The sequence below is a fragment of the Roseomonas sp. GC11 genome (assembly GCF_024437745.1).
Lineage (GTDB): Bacteria > Pseudomonadota > Alphaproteobacteria > Acetobacterales > Acetobacteraceae > Pseudoroseomonas.
Map to the genome: position 1 here is coordinate 41,623 of NZ_JANFNY010000012.1, position 20,261 is coordinate 61,883.

The window sequence follows — 20,261 nt, forward strand, 5'->3', positions numbered from 1 at the left end:
CACCGCATCCCAGAAACGCCGATTCTTCAAGGCTCTGTATTTTTCCGGATGTTTTCCGGATCGCGGGGTCCGGGGTGGCCGCGCCACCCCGGCGGGGGTGTGGGGGCGGCGCCCCCACCCTGTTCCGGTCAGTGCGCCTCGGCCCAGTTGGCGCCGGTGCCGATTTCCGCGCGCAGTGGCACGCGCAGCTGGGCAACGCCTTCCATCACGTCCCGCACGCAGGCGGCTGTCTGCTCCACCTCGGCCTCCGGCACCTCGAAGAGCAGTTCGTCGTGCACCTGGAGCAGCATGCGGGCGGAGAGCCCGGCGGCCTTGAGGGCGGCGGGCATGCGGACCATGGCGCGCTTGATGATTTCCGCCGCGCCGCCCTGGAAGGGGGCGTTGATGGCGGCGCGCTCGGCATTGCCGCGGCGGGCCTGTTCCTTGGCCTGGATGCCGTCGATCCAGAGGCGCCGCCCGAAGGGGGTGAGGACATAGCCGGTTTCGCGGGCGGAGGCCTTCAGCCGCTCCATTTCCTCCAGGATGCCGGGATACTGGGCGAAATAGGCGTCGATGATGCCGCGCGCCTCGCCCGGGCCGATGCCGAGGCGGGCGGCGAGGCCGAAGGCGGACATGCCGTAGATGATGCCGAAATTGATCGTCTTGGCGCGGCGGCGGGCTTCCTTGTCCACGGCTTCCGGCGCCAGGTGGAAGATGTCGGCGGCGGTGCGGCTGTGGATGTCCTCGCCCTTGGCGAAGGCCTCGCGCAGCGAGGGCACGTCCGCCAGATGGGCGAGCAGGCGCAGCTCGATCTGCGAATAGTCGGCGGCGAGCAGCACATGCCCTGGCTCGGCGACGAAGGCGCGGCGGATGCGCACGCCCTCCTCGGTGCGGATGGGGATGTTCTGCAGGTTCGGCTCGGTGGAGGAAAGGCGGCCGGTGGAGGTGACCGCCATCGAGAAATCGGTGTGGACGCGGCCGTCGCGCGTGTCGATCTGGGCGGCGAGGCCCTCGACATAGGTGGATTTCAGCTTGGCGAGCTGGCGCCAGTGCAGGACGCGGCGCGGCAGTTCGTGGCCGCGCGCGGCGAGGTCTTCCAGCACGGCGGCATCGGTGCCCCAGGCGCCGTTCTTGCCGCGCTTGCCGCCGGGCAGCTTCTGCTCGTCGAAGAGGATTTCGCCGAGCTGCTTGGGCGAGCCGACGTTGAAGGGCTTGCCGGCGAGTTCGTGGATCTCCCGCTCCAGCACGACCATGCGCTGGGAGAAATCCTCGCCGATGCGGGCCAGCTCGGCGCCGTCCACCTTGATGCCGGTGCGCTCCATCATGCAGAGCACGGGCACCATGCGGCGTTCCACCTGCTCATAGAGGGCGAGGCTCTGCTCGGCGCGCAGGCGCGGGCGCAGGGCGTGCCAGAGGCGCAGCGTCACATCCGCGTCCTCGGCGGCGTAGGCGGTGGCCTTGTCGAGCGCGACCTGGGCGAAGGTGATGCGGGTGCGGCCGGTGCCGGTCACCTCATCGAAGGGGATGGGGCGGTGGCCGAGATGGCGCAGCGACAGCTCGTCCATGCCGTGGCCGTGGCGGCCGGCATCCATGCTGTAGGAGATCAGCATGGTGTCATCCACCGGCGCGATGGCGAGGGCGCCATGCTCCGGTCGGCCCAGCACTTCCAGGTCGTATTTGGCGTTGTGCAGGATCTTGAGGATGGCGGGGTCGGCCAGGAGGGGGCGCAGCGCCTCCACGACCGCCTCCTGCGGCAGCTGCGCCGGGGTGGCGGGGGCCTCGGTCAGCAGGTCGCCGGTGCCGGGCGGCGGGCCGTGGCGCAGCGGGATGTAGCAGGCCCGCCCCGGTGCCACCGCCAGGGAGAGGCCGACCAGCGCGGCGTTCAGCGCGTCCAGGCTGTCCGTCTCGGTGTCGATGGCGAGCAGCCCGCCGGCGCGCGCGGCCTCCAGATAGGGGGCCAGCGCGTCGAGGCTGGTGATGGTCTCATAGGGCCCGAAGGGCGCGGCCTCGGCCGGGGCGGCGGTGGCGGCCCCGCTGGTGGTGGCCTCGGCGCCGAGCTCCGGCAGCTGGAAGGAATGGCGCGGGCGGCTGACGGGGGCGCCCTCCGGCGCCGTATCGGCCTCCAGCCCCATGCGGCCGAGCAGGGAGCGGAAGCCCTGGTCGCGCAGGAAGGCGGCGAGGCGCCCCGGCTCCGGCGGGCGGGTGGCCAGGGCCTCGACGGGGGCGGGGAGCGGGGCGTGCTCGTCCAGCAGCACGAGGCGGCGGCTGATGCGCGCCAGCTCGGCATGGGCGATCAGCGCCTCGCGCCGCTTGGGCTGCTTGATCTGCGGCGCGGCGGCCAGCAGGCCCTCCAGGTCGCCATATTCCAGGATCAGCGCCGCGGCGGTCTTGATGCCGATGCCCGGCACGCCCGGCACATTGTCCGTGCTGTCGCCGGCCAGGGCCTGGACATCCACCACCTTCTCCGGCGGGACGCCGAATTTCTCCAGCACCTCGGGCTCGCGGATCGGCTTCTGCTTGATCGGGTCCAGCAGCTGCACGCCGGGGCGCACCAGCTGCATCAGGTCCTTGTCCGAGGAGACGATGGTGACCTGCCCGCCCGCCGCGCCGTGCCCGGCGAGGAAGGCGCGGGCATAGGCGGCGATCAGGTCATCCGCCTCGAAGCCTTCCTGCTCGACGCGGGCGATGCCGAAGGCATCGGTGGCCTCGCGGATCAGGGCGAATTGCGGCACCAGCTCCGGCGGCGGCTCGGGGCGGTGGGCCTTGTAGTCGGGGTAGATCGTGCTGCGGAAGGTGACGCGCGAGGTGTCGAACACCACGGCGAGATGGGTGCCGACATGCTTCGTCAGGAAATTGCCGAGCATGGTGGTGAAGCCGAAGACGGCATTCACCGGCACGCCATCCGGCCGCGTCATCGGCGGCAGGGCGTGGAAGGCGCGGAAGATATAGCCCGAGCCGTCCACGAGAATCAGGTGCGGTGTCATCGCGGAAGCGGCCCCGGGCAGAACATCGTGACTGAAAGAAGAATCCCGGGCGCTCAGGGACAGGCTGCCGGCGGCGCGCCCGGGAGGGGGTCAGTGATGGTCGCCGCCCCCGGCGCCCTCGGCGAGGACATAGGTGCGCGAGCAGTAGGGGCAGGTCACCTGCCTGTCCTCGATCCGCAGGGCCACGTTGGGGTGGCCGAGCGCGCCACCGCCGCCATCGCAGGTCACCACGCGGCTATGGGCTTCAAGAATGTCCTGAGGCGTCACGCCGGGGACGGCCCGGGGGGCATAGCCGGTCAGTTTTGCGTCGCGCATCGGGTTGTTCCCGTTCACAGAGGTCCGCCGGAACATAGGCGCAACGCTGCCGCCCCGCCAGACATGATGGGGCGCCAGGATGGACCCCCGCCCGCGTCCCGCGCTATGCAGGGGGAGATGCCGCGCCGCCCCCGAGAGGCCCTTCCCCGGCTCGCCCTCCACCGGCTTGCCGCCGCCCGGCTGGCCCCGCTGCTGCTGCCCCTGGCTTTGGCCCTGCTGCCCGCTTCCTGCGCGCCGCGCGTGGAGCCCGCCGGCCCCGCCATCGCCACCCCCGCCTGGCGGCCGGAGCAGGACAGCTTCCTGGCCGCCGATGGCGCGCGCCTGCGCCTCCACCGCCGCGACCCGCCGCCCGGCGTGGCGCCGCGCGCCGTCCTGCTGGCGCTGCACGGCTTCAACGACCATGCCGGCAATTTCCTGGTGGATGGCTTCGGCGACCTCGCCGCCGCCGGGGTGCAGGTCTATGCCTATGACCAGCGGGGCTTCGGCGCCTCCCCCCATCGCGGCGTCTGGGCCGGGGCGGAGAGCATGGTGGCCGATGCCGCCGAGGCCCTCCGCCTGCTGCGCACCCGCCACCCGGACCTGCCCCTCTTCCTGATGGGGGAGAGCATGGGCGCCGCCGTGGCGGTGCTGGCGGCGGCGGAGCAGCCCCTGCCGGTGCAGGGCCTCATCCTGATGGCGCCCGCCTTCTGGTCGCGCGAGGCGGTGGGGCCGGTGGCGGTCGGGCTGTTCTGGCTGGTGGCGCACAGCGTGCCGGCCCTGGCCTTCCCGCCCGGCGCCGGCAATATCAGCGCCAGCGACAATATCGCCGCCCTGCGCCGCTTCAGCCGCGATCCGCTGACCATCAAGGATACGCGCTTCGATGCCGCCTGGGGGCTGTTCGGGCTGATGGACCGCGCCACCCTGGCCCTGCCCGGCTGCTGCGGCCTGCCCACCCTGGTGCTGCAGGGCGCGAAGGACCGCGTGGTGCCGCCCGATATCACCCGCCGCGCCCTGGCCCGAATGGGAGAAGACGTGGCCCTCGCCCGCTACCCGGAGGGGTGGCACCTGCTGCTGCGGGACAAGGTCAGCGCCACCGTCATCCCGGATCTGCTGGCCTGGATGGCACAGCCGGGGGCGGCGCTGCCGTCGGGGGCGGACCGGGTGGGGGAGGCGTGGTTGGGTGAGGAAGAAAAAGCACCAGGGGCTCCGCCCCTGGAACCCCGCCGGGGGAACTGAGTTCCCCCGGACCCCCGCATCAGGGGCAGAGCAGGGCCGCGATCGCGGGTTCCTGGTCCAGGGCCTCGCGGTGCAGGGCGCGGCGGATGGCGGGGCGCGCGGCCAGGCAGCGGGCGAGGGCGGTCCAGGCGGGGAAGGCGCCCGGCATGTCGAAGCCCACCCGGCCCCCCCAGCGCCAGAACACCAGCAGGAAGGCATCCGCCACGCTGTAGCCGCCCGGCACCGCCCAGCCCCGCCCGTCGGCCAGCACGGATTCGATGAAGGCGTAGTGCTCGCGGAGGTTTTCGTGCCCCTTGGCCACCACGGCGCGGCCGGGCACGCCGGCCAGGGCCGGCACGCGCCCCTTGGGGTTGAGCGCCAGATAGCCCAGGGCCCCGGTGCCTTCCCCGCCATTCCGTGCCGAGCAGAGTTCCAGCGCGTAGGGCAGCCCGCTTTCCTCCAGCGCGATATGCACCGCCAGTGAGCAGGCCCCGGGCGAATAATAGAGCCGATACATCGCGCCTCTCCCTGAAGGCGGGGTCCGGGGTGGCCCCGCCACCCCGGCGGGGGTGCGGGGGCGGCGCCCCCGCCGCTGCGCCAGCCGATACACCCGCCGGCGAGTTTGCCGCCCCGCCCCTTGTTTTCCCACCCCCTTCCCCGCCGCTGGTTGACCCCCCGCCGCCCCTTTGAAACGCTTTCTCCCCCATCCCCGCCCAGGAGAAGCCCGTGGCCCGCACGCTGATTCGCGCCTCCCACATCATCGCCTACCAGGGGGGCGGGCACCGCCACCTGAAGGATGGCGTGGTGGTCATCGAGGAGGACCGCATCCTCCATGTCGGCCGCCACTATGACGGGCCGGTGGACAGGGTGATCGAGGCCCAGGGCCAGGTGGTGACGCCGGGCCTGATCAACACCCACGCCCATCTCTCCGAGAGCCCGCTGGACAAGAGCTTCGTCGAGGATCGCGGGCCGCGGCAATTCTACCTCTCCGGCCTGTTCGAGTTCCTGACGGCGCGGGATGGCGCCATCACCGACGCCGCGCGGCGTGCCTGCATCGCCTATTCCATGCCCGAGCTGCTGCGCACCGGCACCACCACCATCATGGAAATCGGCTGGCATGGCGATGTGGTGGCCGAGCATGCGGAGCGCGTCGGGCTGCGCGCCTATATCGGCCAGGGCTACCGCTCCGGCCGCTGGCTCACCGCCAATGGCCGCACCGTCGAATATGAGTGGCTGGCAGATGACGGCCTCGCCGGCTTCAACGACGCCGTGGCCTTCATCGAGCGCGTCGAGGGGCGGGCGAATGGCCGCATCAAAGGCTTCCTGACGCCGATGCAGGTGGATACCTGCTCCGAGGCGCTGCTGCGCCGCTCCGCCGATGCGGCGCGCGACATGAAGGTGCCGCTGGCGCTGCATGTCTCGCAATCCGTGCCGGAATTCCAGGAGATGACGCGCCGCCACGGCCGCACCCCCATCGAGTGGCTGGAGCAGATCGGCTTTCTGTCGGAACGCTGCATCCTCGGGCACTGCATCATTCCCGGTGAGAGCAGCTGGGCCAATTACCAGGCCGATGATATCGGCATCCTGGCCGATACCGGCGCCAATGTGGCGCATGCCGTCTGGGTCTTCGCGCGGCGCGGCATCGCGATGGAGAGTTTTTCCAAGTATCTGGCGCGCGGGGTCAACATGACCATCGCCACCGACACCTGCCCGCAGAGCATGATCGAGGCGATGCGCTGGACCTCGGTGGCGAGCAAGATCGTGGACCGCCGCACCCAGGTGGCCACCGCCGCCGATGTCTTCAACGCCGCCACGCTGAATGGCGCCAAGGCGCTGGGCCGCGACGACCTCGGCCGCATCGCCCCCGGCGCCAAGGCGGACCTGCTGATCTGGCACGGCGAGTCGATGTTCATGACGCCGCTGCGCGACCCCATCCGCAACATTGTTTTCTCGGCGACGGCGGAGGATCTCGACACCAGCATCATCGATGGCCGCGTGGTCATGCAGGGCGGCGTGGTGCCCGGCTACGACCCGGTGGAACTGGGCCGCGCGGTGCAGCAGGGCGCGGAGGCGATGTGGGAGGGTATGAAGTCGCGCGACTGGGCCGGGCGCGACATCGAGCAGCTCTCTCCCTCCAGCTTCCCCGGCTTCCAGGACTGACGCGGCGCGGGCGGGGGCGGGGCAGGATTTGGGGTGGCCGCGCCACCCTGGCCCCGGCTCACTCCGCCGCCAGCGCCGTTTGGGGCGCGCGGTCGATCTCCGCCCGCCGGCGGGGCAGGGCGTGGGGGTGCTCGGCCTGCAGCCAGCCGATCATCTTCTCCCGCACCTCGCAGCGCAGGTCGAAGGCGCGCCCGGCATTGCCGGCGCTGACCAGCATGCGCACCTCCATCGTCTCCTGCCTGAAGTCGGTGACCTGCATGTTCATCACCTTGCCATCCCACAGGCGGGAGCCGCGGGCGATGTCCTCCAGCCGGCGGCGCATCTCGGCGATGGGGGCGGTGTAGTCGACGTAGAGCATCACCGTGCCGATCAGCGCCGAGCTCTCCCGCGTCCAGTTCTGGAAGGGGTGCTCGATGAAGTAGCTGAGCGGCAGCACCATGCGCCGCCAGTCCCACAGCCGGACGACGACATAGGTGGCCGAGATTTCCTCGACATTGCCCCACTCGCCTTCCACGATCACGGCATCCTCCAGCCGGATGGGCTGGGTGATGGCGAGCTGGATGCCGGCGATCAGGTTCTTCAGCAGGGGTTGCAGCGCGAGGCCGACGACGAGCCCCGCCGCGCCGGCCGAGGCCAGCAGCGAGACGCCGTATTGCCGCACGCCGTCGAAGGTCATCAGCGCCGCGGCGGCGGTGACCAGCACCACCAGCGTTGCCGCCACGCGCTGGAGGATGCGCGACTGCGTGGCGTGCTTGCGGGCCAGGAGGTTGTCCTCCGCCTCCAGCTTGAAGCGGCGGAGATAGACGGTGGTCCAGATGTGCAGCGCCGTCAGCGCCACCCAGCCGACCAGCCCGATGAAGCAGATCAGCAGCCCGTGGCGCAGCAGCGCCGTCTGCCCCGGCGTCAGCGGCGCGAAGCCCGCGGCGATCGACAGGCCGAACACCATGAGCGCGAGCCGCACCGGCCCTTCCGTCCGCTGCACCAGGGAGCGCCAGAACAGGTCCCTCTGTTCCACCAGCCGTGTCAGCAGGCGGTAGACGGCGCGGTGCAGGCTCACCGCCGCCAGCACCGCCAGGCCCAGCACCAGCAGGCTTACCGCCCAGTCCGGCGCCCAGGCCAGCGACTGCACGGCCTGCTGGCCCAGTTCGTCGATCTGTTCGAGCAACACCCTCTCCTTCTCCCGTGGCCCCGCAGGTGAAGGAGAACGCGGGAAAAGGGGAATGCGTTGCTGAGATATTCTTTCGTAAATAAGAATCTTCTTTTTCTGAAGAAAAAGAAGCAAAAAGACTTTTTTAGGCTGCCGCCGTCTCCCGGCACGGCGGGACGCTGAACGGATAAAAGTTTTTTGGTTCTTTTTTTCAAAAAAGAACGAAATATCTTTATCGAAATTCTTTTACCGGGGTGGCGTCTTATCCCCCTGGCCGAGCGGGCGCTGCATCAGCACCACATCGAGCCAGCGCCCGGCCTTGTAGCCGGCGGCGCGCAGCAGCCCGGCCTGCCGGAAGCCCAGCGAGAGATGCAGCCCGACGGAGCCGACATTCTCCGAATCGCCGATCACGGCGATCATCTGGCGGAAGCCCGCCGCCTCGGCGCGCGCGATCAGCGCGGCGACCAGCGACTTGCCCAGGCCCTGGCCGTGCACATCGTGGCGGACGGAGATGAAATCCTCCGCCGCGTGGCGCCAGCCGGCCTGTTCGCGGCAGGCGGTGAGGAAGCCGAAGCCCAGCACTTCCCCCGCTTCCTCGGCCACCAGCCAGGCCCAGCCATTCCGCTGGATGCGCGCCATGCGGGCGGCCATTTCCGCCTCGGTGGGCGGCACCTCCTCGAAGCTGCCGGTGCCGTTCAGCACATGGTGCGCGTAGATCGCGGTGATCGCCGGCAGGTCATCCGGGGTGGCGTCACGCAGCAGCGGCATGCGGTCTCTCCGCGAGGTGGGCGTTTCTCTGCCACAAGGGGTAGGGACAGCGCGCGCCCACCGCAAGCCACGCGGCGCCGGAAGCCGGCCGGGGCGCGCCCGGCCGGCCGCTTTTTTCAGCGCGTGCGCAGCAGTTCGGGCACGTGCAGCAGGATGAACTCGTTGTCGTCCGCCCGCGTCAGGTGCCGCCCGGCGCTGAAGGGCAGGTTGTTGTCGTTGGCGACGATGATGTGCTCCTCATCCACCCGCGCCACATTCTCGATGGTGAGGAAGGGGAAGGCGAAGCGCTCGCGCGGCAGGCTGGCGGCGCGGTCACCCTGGGTGCGGGCCAGCCCCTCCGGGTCGCGGATGTCGAGCAGGTCGATATAGGCGAGCTTCCTGACGAAGCCCTCCGCATCGGTGGCGCCGAGATCGATGAGGGAGATGCGCTTCACCCGCGCCGGGGTGGCGAAGCAGCCCGGCGGGTTCTGCCCCGCGGCGCAGGCCAGGGAGGCATCGCCCTCGCCATCGTCGCGCTCGATCACCAGGGCGCGGCGCTCGTCGATGAAGTTGAAATCGCCGATGGCGGTGGCGCCGGCGGCGAAGCGGAACTTCAGGCTGCGCCCGGTCCAGGCGGCCCTGGCGGTGTCGAACTCGATCAGGCGGAGGAATTCGCCTTCCGGCTTGCCCTCGGCCGTCAGCACCGGCTTTTCCAGCAGGGCCCAGAGGCGGCTGCCATCCGGCGTCATCGCCATGCCCTCATAGCCGCCGGAGCGCTGGGTCTGGAAGGCCACGCCCGCCGCCGGGCTGTTGGGGACGAAGAGGGCCGGGTGGTCCGGGCTGCGCAGGGCGCGGCCTTCCAGCTGGGTCTCCACCACCTGCTGCACGCGGCCTTCGGCATCGATGCGCAGCAGGAAGGGGCCGAATTCCTCGCCGATCCAGAAGCCCTGGCCGCCGGGGATGGGCTGGATGCTCTCCAGGTCGAAATCGCCGCCGGTCAGGTAGCGCGCCTCGGTGCCCTCATAGGCGATGCGGAAGGGCACGCGGCGGGCGGGGTCGGAGAGGAAGAGGGTACGCTCCACCTTCACCGCGCCGGTGGCGAAGTCGGGGCGGATCTTGTGGACCATCAGCAGCGCGTCGGGGCTGTTGCGCTTGTTGCCGAAGCCGTTATCCGTCAGCACCCAGTAGGCGCCCGGCTCGCCCTGGACGGGCTTGATGCCGGAGAAGCCCTGCACCGGCTGGCCGATGAAGGGCAGGCTGATGCCGGTGGGGCGGCCGGCGGGGGCGGGGCCGGTGGTGCCGGGCAGGGTGCCCGGCTGGTCCACGCGGCTGCCTGCGGTGAATTTGCCCGACACCATGGCATCGCGCGGCGCATCGGCCGGGGGCAGGGTCATGGTGAAGGCCGGCAGGATGGCGTGGCCGGCCAGGCGGGCCTCCAGCTTCGCTTCCGGGGTGGGAGCGGGGGCCTGGGCCTGGGCTTGGGCCTGAGCGATGCCGGACAGGCCCAGCAGGGCCGTGGCGGCGAGCAGCAGCGCGCGCATGTGAGTTTCTCCCTTGTCGCGTGCGGCGCTGTTACGGGGTGGGCGTTACCGCTGCTTTACGGAAAATTTACAAAACCAAGGCGGCCTCACCGCGCGGCCTGATGCCGCAGATAGGCGAGCAGGGTGCCGCTTTGCAGCGTCTGCACGCCTCCTGGCAGTTCCAGCCGCAATTCCGCGGCCGCGCCCCCGCTTGGCAGCCCCGCCACCATGGCGAGGGCCGTGCCCATCCTGGCGCGCTGCTTTCTGGAAAAAGTTTTTTGGTTCTTTTTTCCAAAAAAGAACCTTTCTCCCTCCCCTCCCTTACCCCGGCGCGGCGCGCAGCGCGGTGCGGGCCACGCCGTGATGGTCGAAATTCTCATCGGCCAGCCAGGCGGCGATGGCGTCGCGCCGGGCGGGCCATTCGTCTTCGAGGATGGAGAAGAAGGCGGTGTCGCGCCGCCGCCCCTTCACCACCAGATGGGCGCGCAGCGTGCCTTCATAGGTGAAGCCCAGGCGCTGCGCGGCGCGGCGGGAGGGGGCGTTCAGCGCGTTGCACTTCCAGACGAGGCGGCGGTAGCCGAGATCGTCCATGGCGTGGCGCATCAGCAGGAACATGGCCTCGGTGGCGGCGCGGCTGCGCTGCATGCGGGGCGAGAACCAGATATGCCCCAGTTCGATGGCGGCGTTGGCGGGCTGGATCTCCATCAGCGTCAGCCAGCCGGAGGCGAGGCCGGAGACATGCGGGCGCACCGCCCAGGCCATCGGGTCGTGGGTGGTGGCGAAGCCGGCGAGGAAGCGGCGGAAGGCGCCTTCATCGGGGAAGGGCCCGTATCCCATATAGGCCCAGCTGTCTGTTGCCCCCTGGGTGGCCTGCCAGAGTTCTTCCGCGTGGCGCAGGCCGAGCGGCTCCAGCGTCACGGCCGTGCCGCGGTGGGGCAGGCGGGCGGGCAGGGGGCGGGGGGTGGCGTCCACCTCGGGCCCCACGGGTGGGGTCGTCGCGGGCGGAGGGGCGGCGGGCGGGAGGGGTGTGGCGTCGGCGGGCGCTGTCATGATAGGCCCAGGCTGGACCTGAAACCCGACGCCGCGCAAGCCGTCCGCCTGCCCCACTTCCTCCCCGGGAAGCGCTTGTTCCGCGCCCAGCCGAGACGATCTCTCCCGCCATGAACGCACCCGCACCCAACGCCGCCTATTTCGCCGAGACGGTTCTCTCCGTGCACCACTGGACGGACCGGCTCTTCTCCTTCCGCTGCACGCGCGATGCCGCCTTCCGCTTCCAGGCCGGGCAATTCGCGATGATCGGGCTGATGGTGGAGGGCAAGCCGCTGGTGCGCGCCTATTCCATGGCTTCCGCGCCCTATGAGGAGGATCTGGAATTCCTCTCCATCAAGGTGCAGGACGGGCCGCTGACCAGCCGCCTCCAGCATATCCAGCCGGGGGACAAGGTGCTGATCGGCCGCAAGGCGGTGGGCACGCTGGTGCCGGACAGCCTGCTGCCCGGCCGCACCCTGTGGATGTTCGGCACCGGCACGGGCCTCGCCCCCTTCATGTCCCTGGTGAAGGAGCCGGAGGTCTATGACCGCTTCGAGCGCGTCGTCCTCGTCCATGGCGTGCGCCAGGTGGCGGAACTGGCCTACCACGACTGGCTGAGCCAGGACCTGCCGAACCACGAGCTGCTGGGCGAGCTGGTGCGGGACAAGCTGCTCTACTACCCCACCGTGACGCGGGAGCCCTTCCGCAACCAGGGCCGCGTCAACGAGCTGCTGGAGAGCGGCAAGCTGGCCGCCGATCTCGGCCTGCCGCCCTTTTCCGTGGAGCAGGACCGCGTGATGCTCTGCGGCAGCCCGGAGATGCTGGTTTCCATGCGTGCCCTGCTGGAGGGGCGCGGCTTCACCGAGGGGGCCAATAACCGCCCCGGCCACTACGTCGTCGAAAAGGCCTTCGTCGAGAAATAATCCTGCCCGCGGCCGGCCCAGCTCAGGGTGGCGGCGCCTGGGCGCAAAACTTTGTTGCTTCAGCCGCCGGGACTGAAACGTGGTGGGCTGTTAGCGTTTCCGTCAGGACGCCGGTGAATTTTGTTCAGCGGCTTATGAGGAAAGGAAGAGTCATGCGCAAAATGCTGATGCTGGGCGCGGGGATGCTGGTGCTGGGCATGGCCGGGCTGGCCGTGGCGCAGCCCGCGCCGCAGCCGGGCGGCCAGCCGCCCGCCCCTGGTGCTGCCCCTGGCGCCGAGCGCCCGATGCCGCCGGAAGGCGGGCCGCGTGGCCCCGGGCCGCATGGCTTCGGCCCCCGCATGGGTATGCCCGGGCCGCACGGCATGATGCCGCCGCCGCCCTCCAAGGCCGCCTCTTTCCGGCTGGAGCGGGGGGATGCCTCCATCACCATCCGCTGCGCCGAGAATGAATCCACCCAGGCCTGCGTGACGGCGGCCTCCGCCCTGCTCGACAAGATGAGCGCGGTGGCAAAGTAATTTTTTGAATATCTTCTTTTTCTGAAGAAAAAGAAGCAAAAAGACTTTTTCCGTCTGGCGTCCCGCCTCAGGCCTGAGGCGGGACGCTATCTGAGAGAAGGTTTTTGGTTCTTTTTTTCAAAAAAGAACATCCATTTATTTCTCCTTCGCATCGCAGCAAAAAACCGCGCCGGGCTTGATCCCCGTCAATGTCCTGCCCCGCCCCGGGCGGCAGGATGCGCCGCAGGCCGGGCCGGCAACGGACCCTGCCCTGGATCGCGAAGGATCAACCATGTCTGCCGCCCCGCATCCGGTTGCCCCGATTGTCTCCGCCCCGGAGCCCAGTTCGAACCGGAAATTCGCCTTTCTCCTGCTGGCCCTGGCGCTTTATGGGCTGGTGCTGCTGTTGCCGACGCCGGCGGGGCTGACGCCCTCCGGGCAGGTGTCGCTGGCGCTGCTGGCGCTGGTCATCACGCTGTGGATCAGCGAGTGCGTCTCGCCCGCCAACAGCGCCGTCATCCTCACCGGCATGGCCGTGCTGGGGCTGATGGGCAAGCCGCTGACCGCCGGCGCCAAGCCCATGACCTCGACCGACGCGCTGACGGTCATGCTGGGCGGCTTCTCCTCCACCGCCGTGCTGCTGGTGGCGGCCGCCCTCTTCCTGGCGGTGGCGCTGAAGCACACCGGGCTGGACCGCCGCGTCGCCCTGCTGGTGATGAGCAAGGTGGGCATCTCCCCCGCCCGGCTGACGCTGGGGGCGATGCTGGTGGGCTTCGTGCTGGCGCTCTTCATCCCCTCGGCCACGGCGCGGGTGGGCGCGGTCATTCCCATCATGGTGGGCATCACCGCGGCGCTCGGCCTGCCAGTGGGCAGCACCCTCGGCGCCACGCTGATGGTGGTGACGGCGCAGGCCTGCTCCATCTTCAACATGGCGGTGAAGACCGGCGCGGCGCAGAACCTGATCAGCCTGAACTTCATGCAGGGCGCCTATGGCCACAGCGTGACCTGGGGCGAGTGGTTCATCACCGCGCTGCCCTTCACCCTGGGCATGAGCGTGGTGCTGTTCCTTGTCTCGCTCTGGCTGCTGCGGCCTGAGGTGCCGGCGAAGGAGGAGGCCGCCGCCAAGCTGCGCGAGCAGCTCGCCGCCCTTGGCCCCGTCACCGCGCCGGAGAAGCGGCTGATCGGCGTGGCGGTGCTGCTGCTGTTCATGTGGTCCACCGAGGGCTCGCTGCACCCCTTCGACACCACCACCACCACCCAGATCGGCATCGCCCTGCTGCTGATGCCCAAGTTCGGCGTCATGCACTGGGCGCAGGCGGAAAAGCTGGTGCCCTGGGGCACGGTGGTGCTGTTCGCCGCCTCCATCTCGCTCGGCACGCTGCTGGCGCGCACCGGCGCCGCCGGCTGGCTGGCGCAGCAGACCCTGGGGCAGCTTGGCCTCGACGGGCTGCCGGTGGTGGCGGTGGTGGGCGCGCTGTCGCTGTTCAGCATCGTGCTGCATCTCGGCTTCGCCTCGGCCACCGGGCTGGCCAGCACGCTGATCCCCATTTTCATCGCCTTCAGCCAGACCCTGCCGGTGTCGAAGGAAACCGGCTTCGGCATCGTGCTGATCCAGAGCCTGGTGGTCTCCTTCGGCTTCATCCTGCCGACCAACGCGCCGCAGAACATGCTGTGCTACGGCACCGGCGCCTTCTCGATGGCGCAGTTCGCCAAGGTCGGGCTGGTGGTGACGGTGGCGGGCTATCTGCTGATCCTGCTCTTCTCCGCCACCCTCTGGCCGATGATGGGAGTGCTGTGAGATGGGTGCGCGGATTGGCGTGATCGGCGCGGGGCAGGTGGGTGCGGCGGCGAGCTATCTGCTCTCCGCCACCCCCGGTGTCAGTGAGATCGTGCTGGTGGATCTCGACCCCGCGCGCGCCGCGGGGGAGGCCGCCGATATCGGCCATGCCGCCGCCTTCGGCACGGCCGCGCGGGTGCGGGAGGGCGGCTATGCCGACCTCGCCGGCGCGGCGCTGGTGGTGGTGACGGCGGGCGCCAGCCTGAAGCCCGGCCAGACGCGGCTGGAACTGCTGCACCAGAATATCCGCATCGTCGGGCATATCGTGGAGCAGGTGCTGAAGGCAGCGCCGGAGACCATCCTGCTCTTCGCCACCAACCCGGTGGATGTGATGCCGGCCATTGCCGTGCAGCATTTCGGCGTGGCGCCGGGGCGGGCCATCGGCACCGGCTGCACGCTGGATTCCATCCGCTTCCGCGACCGGCTGGCGCACCACCTGGAGGTCTCCCCGGGTTCCGTCCACGCCTATGTGCTGGGCGAGCACGGGGATTCGGAGGTGCTGCACTGGTCCAGCGCGCAGGTGGGCGGCGTGCCCATCCTGGACTTCGCCGCGCAGTGCGGCCGGCCGATCGATGCCGCGCTGCGCCGGCAGATCGCCGAGGATGTCCGCACCGCCGCCTATCGCATCAAGGCGGGCAAGGGCGTTTCCAATTTCGGCATTGGCGGCTGCATCGCGCGGCTGGTGCGCGCCATCCTGATGGATGAGCGCGGGGTGTTCAGCGTCTCCACCTTCCTGCCCGAACTGATGGGGGTGGAACAGACCTGTGTCTCCCTGCCGCATGTGCTGGGCAGCGCCGGGGCCTCGGCCGCCTTCCTGCCGCCGCTCGACGCCGCCGAGGCGGCGGCGCTGCGCGCCAGCGCGGCGGTGCTGGCGGAGACCATCGCGGACGGGATGAAGGTTCTGGCAGGCGGCTCCGCCCCCTGACCCCCCGCCATCCGTGAAGCGTCCCGCCTGGACGGGAGACGGCGGCAGCCTGACAGAAAAAAGATGGGGGTCCGGGGGAATTCATTCCCCCGGATTCTTTTTTCGGTTGGCTTTTTTCAGTCGGCTTTCCTGAAGCGGGCCTGTGTCACGCTATCCCCGTCCAGCGCGGCCTCCAGCGCGCGGGCGCCATCGGCGCTGCGCAGCACCACCCAGATTTCCTTGAACCAGGGCGCCTGACCGCGCGTGCGGGCCAGGAAGAGCCGATCCAGCGCGATGGCCACCGGGTTGCGCGGCTGGCAGCAGGCGCAGCCCACCGGGTGTGGCTGGGGCGGCGGCGCGGCGAAGCGTTCCACCACAGCGGGGCTGGCGGGCAGGGGGGCACCATCCTCGGCCAGCAGCACGGCGCCCGGGGGCACGGCGGCGGCCTCGGCGAGGCGGAGCGGGGTTCGGGCATCCAGGGACCAGCGCATAATGCTAGACATAAAGAACTCTTTATGTCATCCGCAAGGCATGGAGCCCTTGCTGGCGCAATTGCGCGCCGCCGCCGAACCGACCCGCCTCCGCCTGCTGGCGCTCTGCGCCCGCGGGGCCTTCTGCGTGACCGAGCTGTGCGCCATTCTGGGCCAGAGCCAGCCGCGCCTGTCGCGCCACCTGAAGCTGCTGGTCGAGGCCGGGCTGCTGGAGCGGCTGCCGGAAGGCGCCAATGTCTATTTCCAGCTTCCGCCGGAGGCCGATCTGGTGCGCCACATGCTGGCCCGCCTGCCGGAGGAGGATACCACCATCGCCGCCGACCGCCGCGCCGCCGCGCGCATCGCGGCGGAGCGGGCGCGCGCCGCCTCGGATTCCTTCCGCCGCCATGGCGCGGACTGGGACGAGATGCGCGCCCTCGGCCTGCCTGGCCCGGCGATCGAGGCGGCGCTGCTGGCGCTGCTGCCGGGGCGGCTGCGGCGGGTGGCGGATATCGGCACCGGCACGGGGCGGCTGCTGGAGGTGCTGGCGCCGCGCGCCGGCGCCGTGCTGGGGCTGGATGCCAGCCGCGAGATGCTGGCCCTGGCCCGCGCCCGCCTGGGGGAGCGTGGCCTCGCCCATGCCACGGTGCGGCTGGCCGACATGTACCGCCTGCCCCTGCCGGATGGCGGCTTCGACCTCGCCACGCTGCAGATGGTGCTGCACTACGCCGAGGACCCGGCCGCCGCCCTGGCCGAGGCCGCGCGCATCCTGAGCCCCGAGGGGCTGCTGGTGGTGATCGACCTCGCCCCGCATGCGCGGCAGGATGTGCTGGAGAGCCAGGCGCATCGCTGGCCCGGCTTCGATGACGCGGCGATGGCCGGCTGGCTCGGCGCCGCCGGCTGCGCGCCGCTGCCGCCGGTGGAACTGGCCGGCCCGCTGCCGGTGCGGCTCTGGCCGGCGCGGCGGCTGGCCCTGCCGGTGGCCGCCGAGCCGGCCCTGCATTTCTGATCTGACCTGACTCCCCATCACCGAGAAGGCCCCGCCCCATGGCCCGTCCGTCCCTGCTCGAAGCCCTGGCTGACCGCGTGCTGCTCTGCGATGGCGGCATGGGCAGCCGCGTCCAGGCCCTCACCCTCGATGTCGAGAAGGATTACTGGGGCAAGGAGAACTGCACCGAGGTGCTGAACCTCTCCCGCCCTGAGCTCGTGCGCGAGATCCACCGCGGCTATTACGAGGCCGGGTCGGACATGGTGCTGACCAACAGCTTCGGCGGCTCCCCCATCACGCTGGAGGAGTTCCAGCTGGGCAGCCGCGCCTTCGAGATCAACAGGCTCTCGGTGGAGCTGGCGCGCGAGGCGGCGGAGAGTTTCGCGGATGGGCGCGACCGCTGGGTGATCGGCGATATCGGCCCGGGGACGAAGCTGCCGAGCCTCGGGCATATCGACTATGACACGCTGGAAGCCGCGCTGGCCGAGCAGTGCCGCGGGCTGATCGCCGGCGGCGCCGATGCGCTGCTGACCGAGACCAACCAGGACACGCTGTTCATCAAGGCGGCGGTGAATGCCGCCAAGCTCGCGCTGCGCGAGGCCGGGAAAGACATCCCGATCTTCGTGCAGGTGACGGTGGAGACCACCGGCACGCTGCTGGTGGGCGCCGATATCGCGGCGGCGGCGACGGTGGTGCAGGCGCTGGACGTGCCGCTGATGGGGCTGAACTGCGCCACCGGCCCGCAGGAAATGGCCGAGCATGTGCGGTATCTGGCGAAGAACTGGCCCGGCCTCGTCTCCGTCCAGCCCAATGCCGGCCTGCCGGAACTGGTGGATGGGCGGACGCATTACCCCCTCGCCCCCGCCGAGATGGCGGTGTGGATGGAGCGCTTCGTCACCGAGGACGGGGTGAACCTCGTGGGCGGCTGCTGCGGCACCTCGACGCCGCATATCCAGGCGCTGGATGCCATGCTGCGGAAGGTGGGGGGCGGCCGCTTCCGCCCGGCGCCGGTGAAGCGCCTCGTCCACTGGGTGCCGCAGGTGGCGAGCCTCTACGGCGCCACCACGCTGCGCCAGGAGAATGCCTATTTCTCCATCGGCGAGCGCTGCAACGCCAATGGCTCCAAGGCGTGGCGCGAGCGGCAGGCGGCGCATGACTGGGATGGCTGCGTCGCCATGGGGCGGGAGCAGGTGGGGGAGGGCTCCAACTCCCTCGACATCTGCACCGCCTTTGTCGGCCGCGACGAAATGGCGGAGATGAACGAGGTGGTGCGCCGCTTCACCAGCAGCGTCAACGCGCCGCTGGTGATCGACAGCACCGAGACGCCGGTGATCGAGGCCGCGCTGAAGCTGCATGGCGGCAAGCCCATCATCAACTCGATCAATTTCGAGGATGGCGAGGGGCATGCGACGGACCGCATGATCCTGGCGAAGAAGTTCGGCGCCGCCGTCATCGCGCTCACCATCGACGAGGTGGGCATGGCCAAGACGGCCGAGGACAAGCTGCGCATCGCCGAGCGGCTGGTGGATTTCGCCTGCACCAGGCATGGCCTGCCGCAGAGCGACCTGCTGATCGACCCGCTGACCTTCACCATCGCCACCGGCAATGAGGATGACCGCAAGCTGGGGCTGTGGACGCTGGAGGGCATCCGCATGATCCGGGAGAAGTTCCCGGACATCCAGATCATCCTCGGCCTGTCCAATATCTCTTTCGGTTTGAATCCGGCGGCGCGGCACGTGCTGAACTCGGTGTTCCTCGACCACGCGGTGAAGGCGGGGATGACGGGAGCGATCGTGCATGTCTCCAAGATCAAGCCGCTGCACGCCATCCCGCCGGAAGAGGTGAAGGTCGCCGAGGATCTGATCTTCGACCGCCGCAGCGAGGGCTATGACCCGCTGCAGAAGCTGCTGGAGATGTTCGCCGGCCGGAAGGCGGCGGATGCGGCGGCGAAGAAGCGGGCGGAGACGGTGGAAGGCCGGCTGAAGGACCGCATCGTCGATGGCGACCGCAAGGGGCTGGACCTGGAACTGGCCGATGCCATGGCCCAGGGCTGGAAGCCGCTCGACATCATCAACGGCATCCTGCTGGAAGGCATGAAGGTCGTCGGCGAGCTGTTCGGCGCCGGCAAGATGCAGCTTCCCTTTGTGCTGCAATCGGCCGAGACGATGAAGGCCGCTGTCGCCTACCTCGAACCTTTCATGGAGAAGATCGAGGGGCAGGAGAAGGGCACCATCGTCCTCGCCACGGTGAAGGGCGATGTGCACGATATCGGCAAGAACCTCGTCGATATCATCCTCACCAACAATGGCTACAAGGTCATCAATCTCGGCATCAAGGTGCCGCTGAACGAGATGGTGGCGGCGGTGCGGGAACACCGTGCCCATGCCATCGGCATGTCCGGCCTCCTCGTCAAATCCACGGTGGTGATGAAGGAGAATCTGGAAGAAATGTCGCGCCTCGGCGTCGGGGTGCCGGTGCTGCTGGGCGGCGCCGCGCTGACGCGCAACTTCGTCGAGGAGGATTGCGTCCGCGCCTATGCCAGCGGCCGCGTCGCCTATGCGCGCGATGCCTTTGACGGGCTGCACCTGATGGACAAGGTGATGGGCCAGGATTTCGACGGCTATATCGCCGCGCTGCAATCCAAGCGCGCCGGCAAGTCGAAGAACACCGCCCGCACCCTGGGCACCGCCGACCCGCGCGGCTTCGCGCCCGTCGATGTGAACTATGCCCAGGCGCGCCGCCGCCGCGTGACGGAAGGCGAGGCCGTGCCCGTGCCGCCCTTCTGGGGCGCGCGGGTGATGGAGGCGGACCCGAAGGCCATCATCCCCTTCATCAACGAGCGCAGCCTCTACCAGTTCCAGTGGGGCTTCCGGAAGCAGGGGCGCAGCCTGGAGGATTTCATCGGCTGGGCGAAGCAGGAGCTGCGCCCGGTGCTGAAGCGCATGCTCACCCTGGCGGAGCAGGAAAAAATCCTGCGCCCGCAGGCCATCTACGGCTATTGGAAATGCGCCGGCCAGGGCAATGACCTCGTGCTGTTCGAGGAGGATGGCGTCACCGAGGCCACGCGCTTCACCCTGCCGCGCCAGCCGAGGGATGATGGCGAGTGCATCGCCGATTTCGTGCGCGACATCGCCGATGGCCCGGCGGCGCGCGACGTGATCGGGCTCCAGGTCGTCACCGTCGGCCAGAAGGCCAGCGACGTGGCGCGCGAGTGGTTCGAGGGCAACCGCTACCAGGATTATCTCTACCTGCACGGCCTCTCGGTGGAGATGGCCGAGGCCATGGCGGAATACATCCACAAGCGCATCCGCGCCGAACTCGGCTATGCCGGGGAGGATGACCGGGACATGGAGAAGATGCTGGCCCAGGGCTATCGCGGCGGGCGCTACTCTTTCGGCTATCCCGCCTGCCCGCGGCTGGAGGACCAGGCGCCGCTGCTGAAGCTGCTCCAGGCGGAGCGGATCGGCGTCTCCATCAGCGATGAGTGGCAGCTCCACCCGGAGCAGTCCACCAGCGCCATCGTGCTGCACCATCCGCGCGCGAAGTATTTTTCGGTTTAAGGAAAAGCGT

The 20,261-nt window shown here is 69.8% G+C and carries 17 protein-coding genes; 8 read left to right on the top strand and 9 right to left on the bottom strand.

Annotated elements, in window-relative coordinates; all coding sequences use genetic code 11:
• Positions 1 to 128: 128 nt before the first annotated feature.
• Together polA and NON00_RS05660 are read right to left on the bottom strand one after the other, a co-directional pair.
• A complete protein-coding gene (gene polA / locus NON00_RS05655) occupies positions 129 to 2,963 on the bottom strand; it encodes a DNA polymerase I (protein ID WP_256018334.1) in 2,835 nt (944 codons plus the stop codon).
• Positions 2,964 to 3,053: 90 nt separating this feature from the next.
• Positions 3,054 to 3,278 (bottom strand): zinc-finger domain-containing protein, encoded by a 225-nt coding sequence (locus NON00_RS05660; protein WP_256018335.1) that lies wholly within the window; start codon positions 3,276 to 3,278, stop codon positions 3,054 to 3,056.
• A gap of 117 nt (positions 3,279 to 3,395) precedes the next feature.
• Between NON00_RS05660 and NON00_RS05665 the strand changes: the two genes are divergently transcribed.
• On the top strand, positions 3,396 to 4,493 hold the full coding sequence (locus NON00_RS05665; RefSeq protein WP_256018336.1) for an alpha/beta hydrolase: 1,098 nt from the start codon (positions 3,396 to 3,398) through the stop codon (positions 4,491 to 4,493).
• A 19-nt stretch (positions 4,494 to 4,512) separates the two neighbouring features.
• On the opposite strand, the gene NON00_RS05670 is transcribed toward NON00_RS05665, so the two are convergent.
• Positions 4,513 to 4,989: a glutathione S-transferase gene (locus NON00_RS05670; RefSeq protein ID WP_256018337.1), complete on the bottom strand. Its 477-nt coding sequence runs from the start codon at positions 4,987 to 4,989 to the stop codon at positions 4,513 to 4,515.
• A gap of 209 nt (positions 4,990 to 5,198) precedes the next feature.
• Between NON00_RS05670 and NON00_RS05675 the strand changes: the two genes are divergently transcribed.
• Positions 5,199 to 6,632 (top strand): chlorohydrolase family protein, encoded by a 1,434-nt coding sequence (locus NON00_RS05675; protein WP_256018338.1) that lies wholly within the window; start codon positions 5,199 to 5,201, stop codon positions 6,630 to 6,632.
• 58 nt (positions 6,633 to 6,690) lie between these two features.
• Here NON00_RS05675 and NON00_RS05680 read toward each other — a convergent pair whose 3' ends face one another.
• The 5 genes from NON00_RS05680 to NON00_RS05700 form a co-directional block, all read right to left on the bottom strand.
• On the bottom strand, positions 6,691 to 7,797 hold the full coding sequence (locus NON00_RS05680; protein ID WP_256018339.1) for a mechanosensitive ion channel family protein: 1,107 nt from the start codon (positions 7,795 to 7,797) through the stop codon (positions 6,691 to 6,693).
• A 228-nt stretch (positions 7,798 to 8,025) separates the two neighbouring features.
• Positions 8,026 to 8,547 (bottom strand): GNAT family N-acetyltransferase, encoded by a 522-nt coding sequence (locus tag NON00_RS05685; protein WP_256018342.1) that lies wholly within the window; start codon positions 8,545 to 8,547, stop codon positions 8,026 to 8,028.
• A gap of 116 nt (positions 8,548 to 8,663) precedes the next feature.
• Entirely contained in the window at positions 8,664 to 10,067 is a 1,404-nt protein-coding gene (locus NON00_RS05690) for an esterase-like activity of phytase family protein (protein WP_256018346.1), read from the bottom strand.
• Between the two features lie 86 nt (positions 10,068 to 10,153).
• Entirely contained in the window at positions 10,154 to 10,294 is a 141-nt protein-coding gene (locus NON00_RS05695) for a hypothetical protein (protein WP_256018349.1), read from the bottom strand.
• Positions 10,295 to 10,367: 73 nt separating this feature from the next.
• Complete coding sequence (locus NON00_RS05700) at positions 10,368 to 11,018, bottom strand: GNAT family N-acetyltransferase (RefSeq protein ID WP_256018351.1); 651 nt, start codon at positions 11,016 to 11,018, stop codon at positions 10,368 to 10,370.
• A gap of 188 nt (positions 11,019 to 11,206) precedes the next feature.
• Between NON00_RS05700 and NON00_RS05705 the strand changes: the two genes are divergently transcribed.
• The 4 genes from NON00_RS05705 (at position 11,207) to NON00_RS05720 (ending at position 15,254) form a co-directional block, all read left to right on the top strand.
• A complete protein-coding gene (locus NON00_RS05705) occupies positions 11,207 to 11,998 on the top strand; it encodes a ferredoxin--NADP reductase (protein WP_256018354.1) in 792 nt (263 codons plus the stop codon).
• Positions 11,999 to 12,150: 152 nt separating this feature from the next.
• Positions 12,151 to 12,513 carry a hypothetical protein gene (locus tag NON00_RS05710; protein ID WP_256018423.1) on the top strand — a complete coding sequence of 121 codons (363 nt, stop codon included), beginning with the start codon at positions 12,151 to 12,153 and terminating at the stop codon, positions 12,511 to 12,513.
• A gap of 271 nt (positions 12,514 to 12,784) precedes the next feature.
• Positions 12,785 to 14,290, top strand: a complete 1,506-nt coding sequence (locus NON00_RS05715; protein WP_256018357.1) for a DASS family sodium-coupled anion symporter — start codon at positions 12,785 to 12,787, stop codon at positions 14,288 to 14,290.
• 1 nt (position 14,291) lies between these two features.
• Positions 14,292 to 15,254, top strand: a complete 963-nt coding sequence (locus NON00_RS05720; protein ID WP_256018359.1) for a lactate/malate family dehydrogenase — start codon at positions 14,292 to 14,294, stop codon at positions 15,252 to 15,254.
• Between the two features lie 116 nt (positions 15,255 to 15,370).
• Here the strand turns inward: NON00_RS05720 and NON00_RS05725 are convergent, their stop codons facing one another.
• On the bottom strand, positions 15,371 to 15,736 hold the full coding sequence (locus NON00_RS05725; protein ID WP_256018362.1) for a hypothetical protein: 366 nt from the start codon (positions 15,734 to 15,736) through the stop codon (positions 15,371 to 15,373).
• Positions 15,737 to 15,764: 28 nt separating this feature from the next.
• On the opposite strand from NON00_RS05725, the gene NON00_RS05730 reads away from it, so the two are divergent.
• Complete coding sequence (locus tag NON00_RS05730) at positions 15,765 to 16,712, top strand: metalloregulator ArsR/SmtB family transcription factor (protein ID WP_256018365.1); 948 nt, start codon at positions 15,765 to 15,767, stop codon at positions 16,710 to 16,712.
• 38 nt (positions 16,713 to 16,750) lie between these two features.
• The gene (gene metH / locus NON00_RS05735; RefSeq protein WP_256018368.1) at positions 16,751 to 20,251 is read left to right on the top strand and encodes a methionine synthase; all 3,501 of its coding nucleotides are present in this window, start codon (positions 16,751 to 16,753) and stop codon (positions 20,249 to 20,251) included.
• The last annotated feature ends 10 nt before the right edge of the window (positions 20,252 to 20,261 follow it).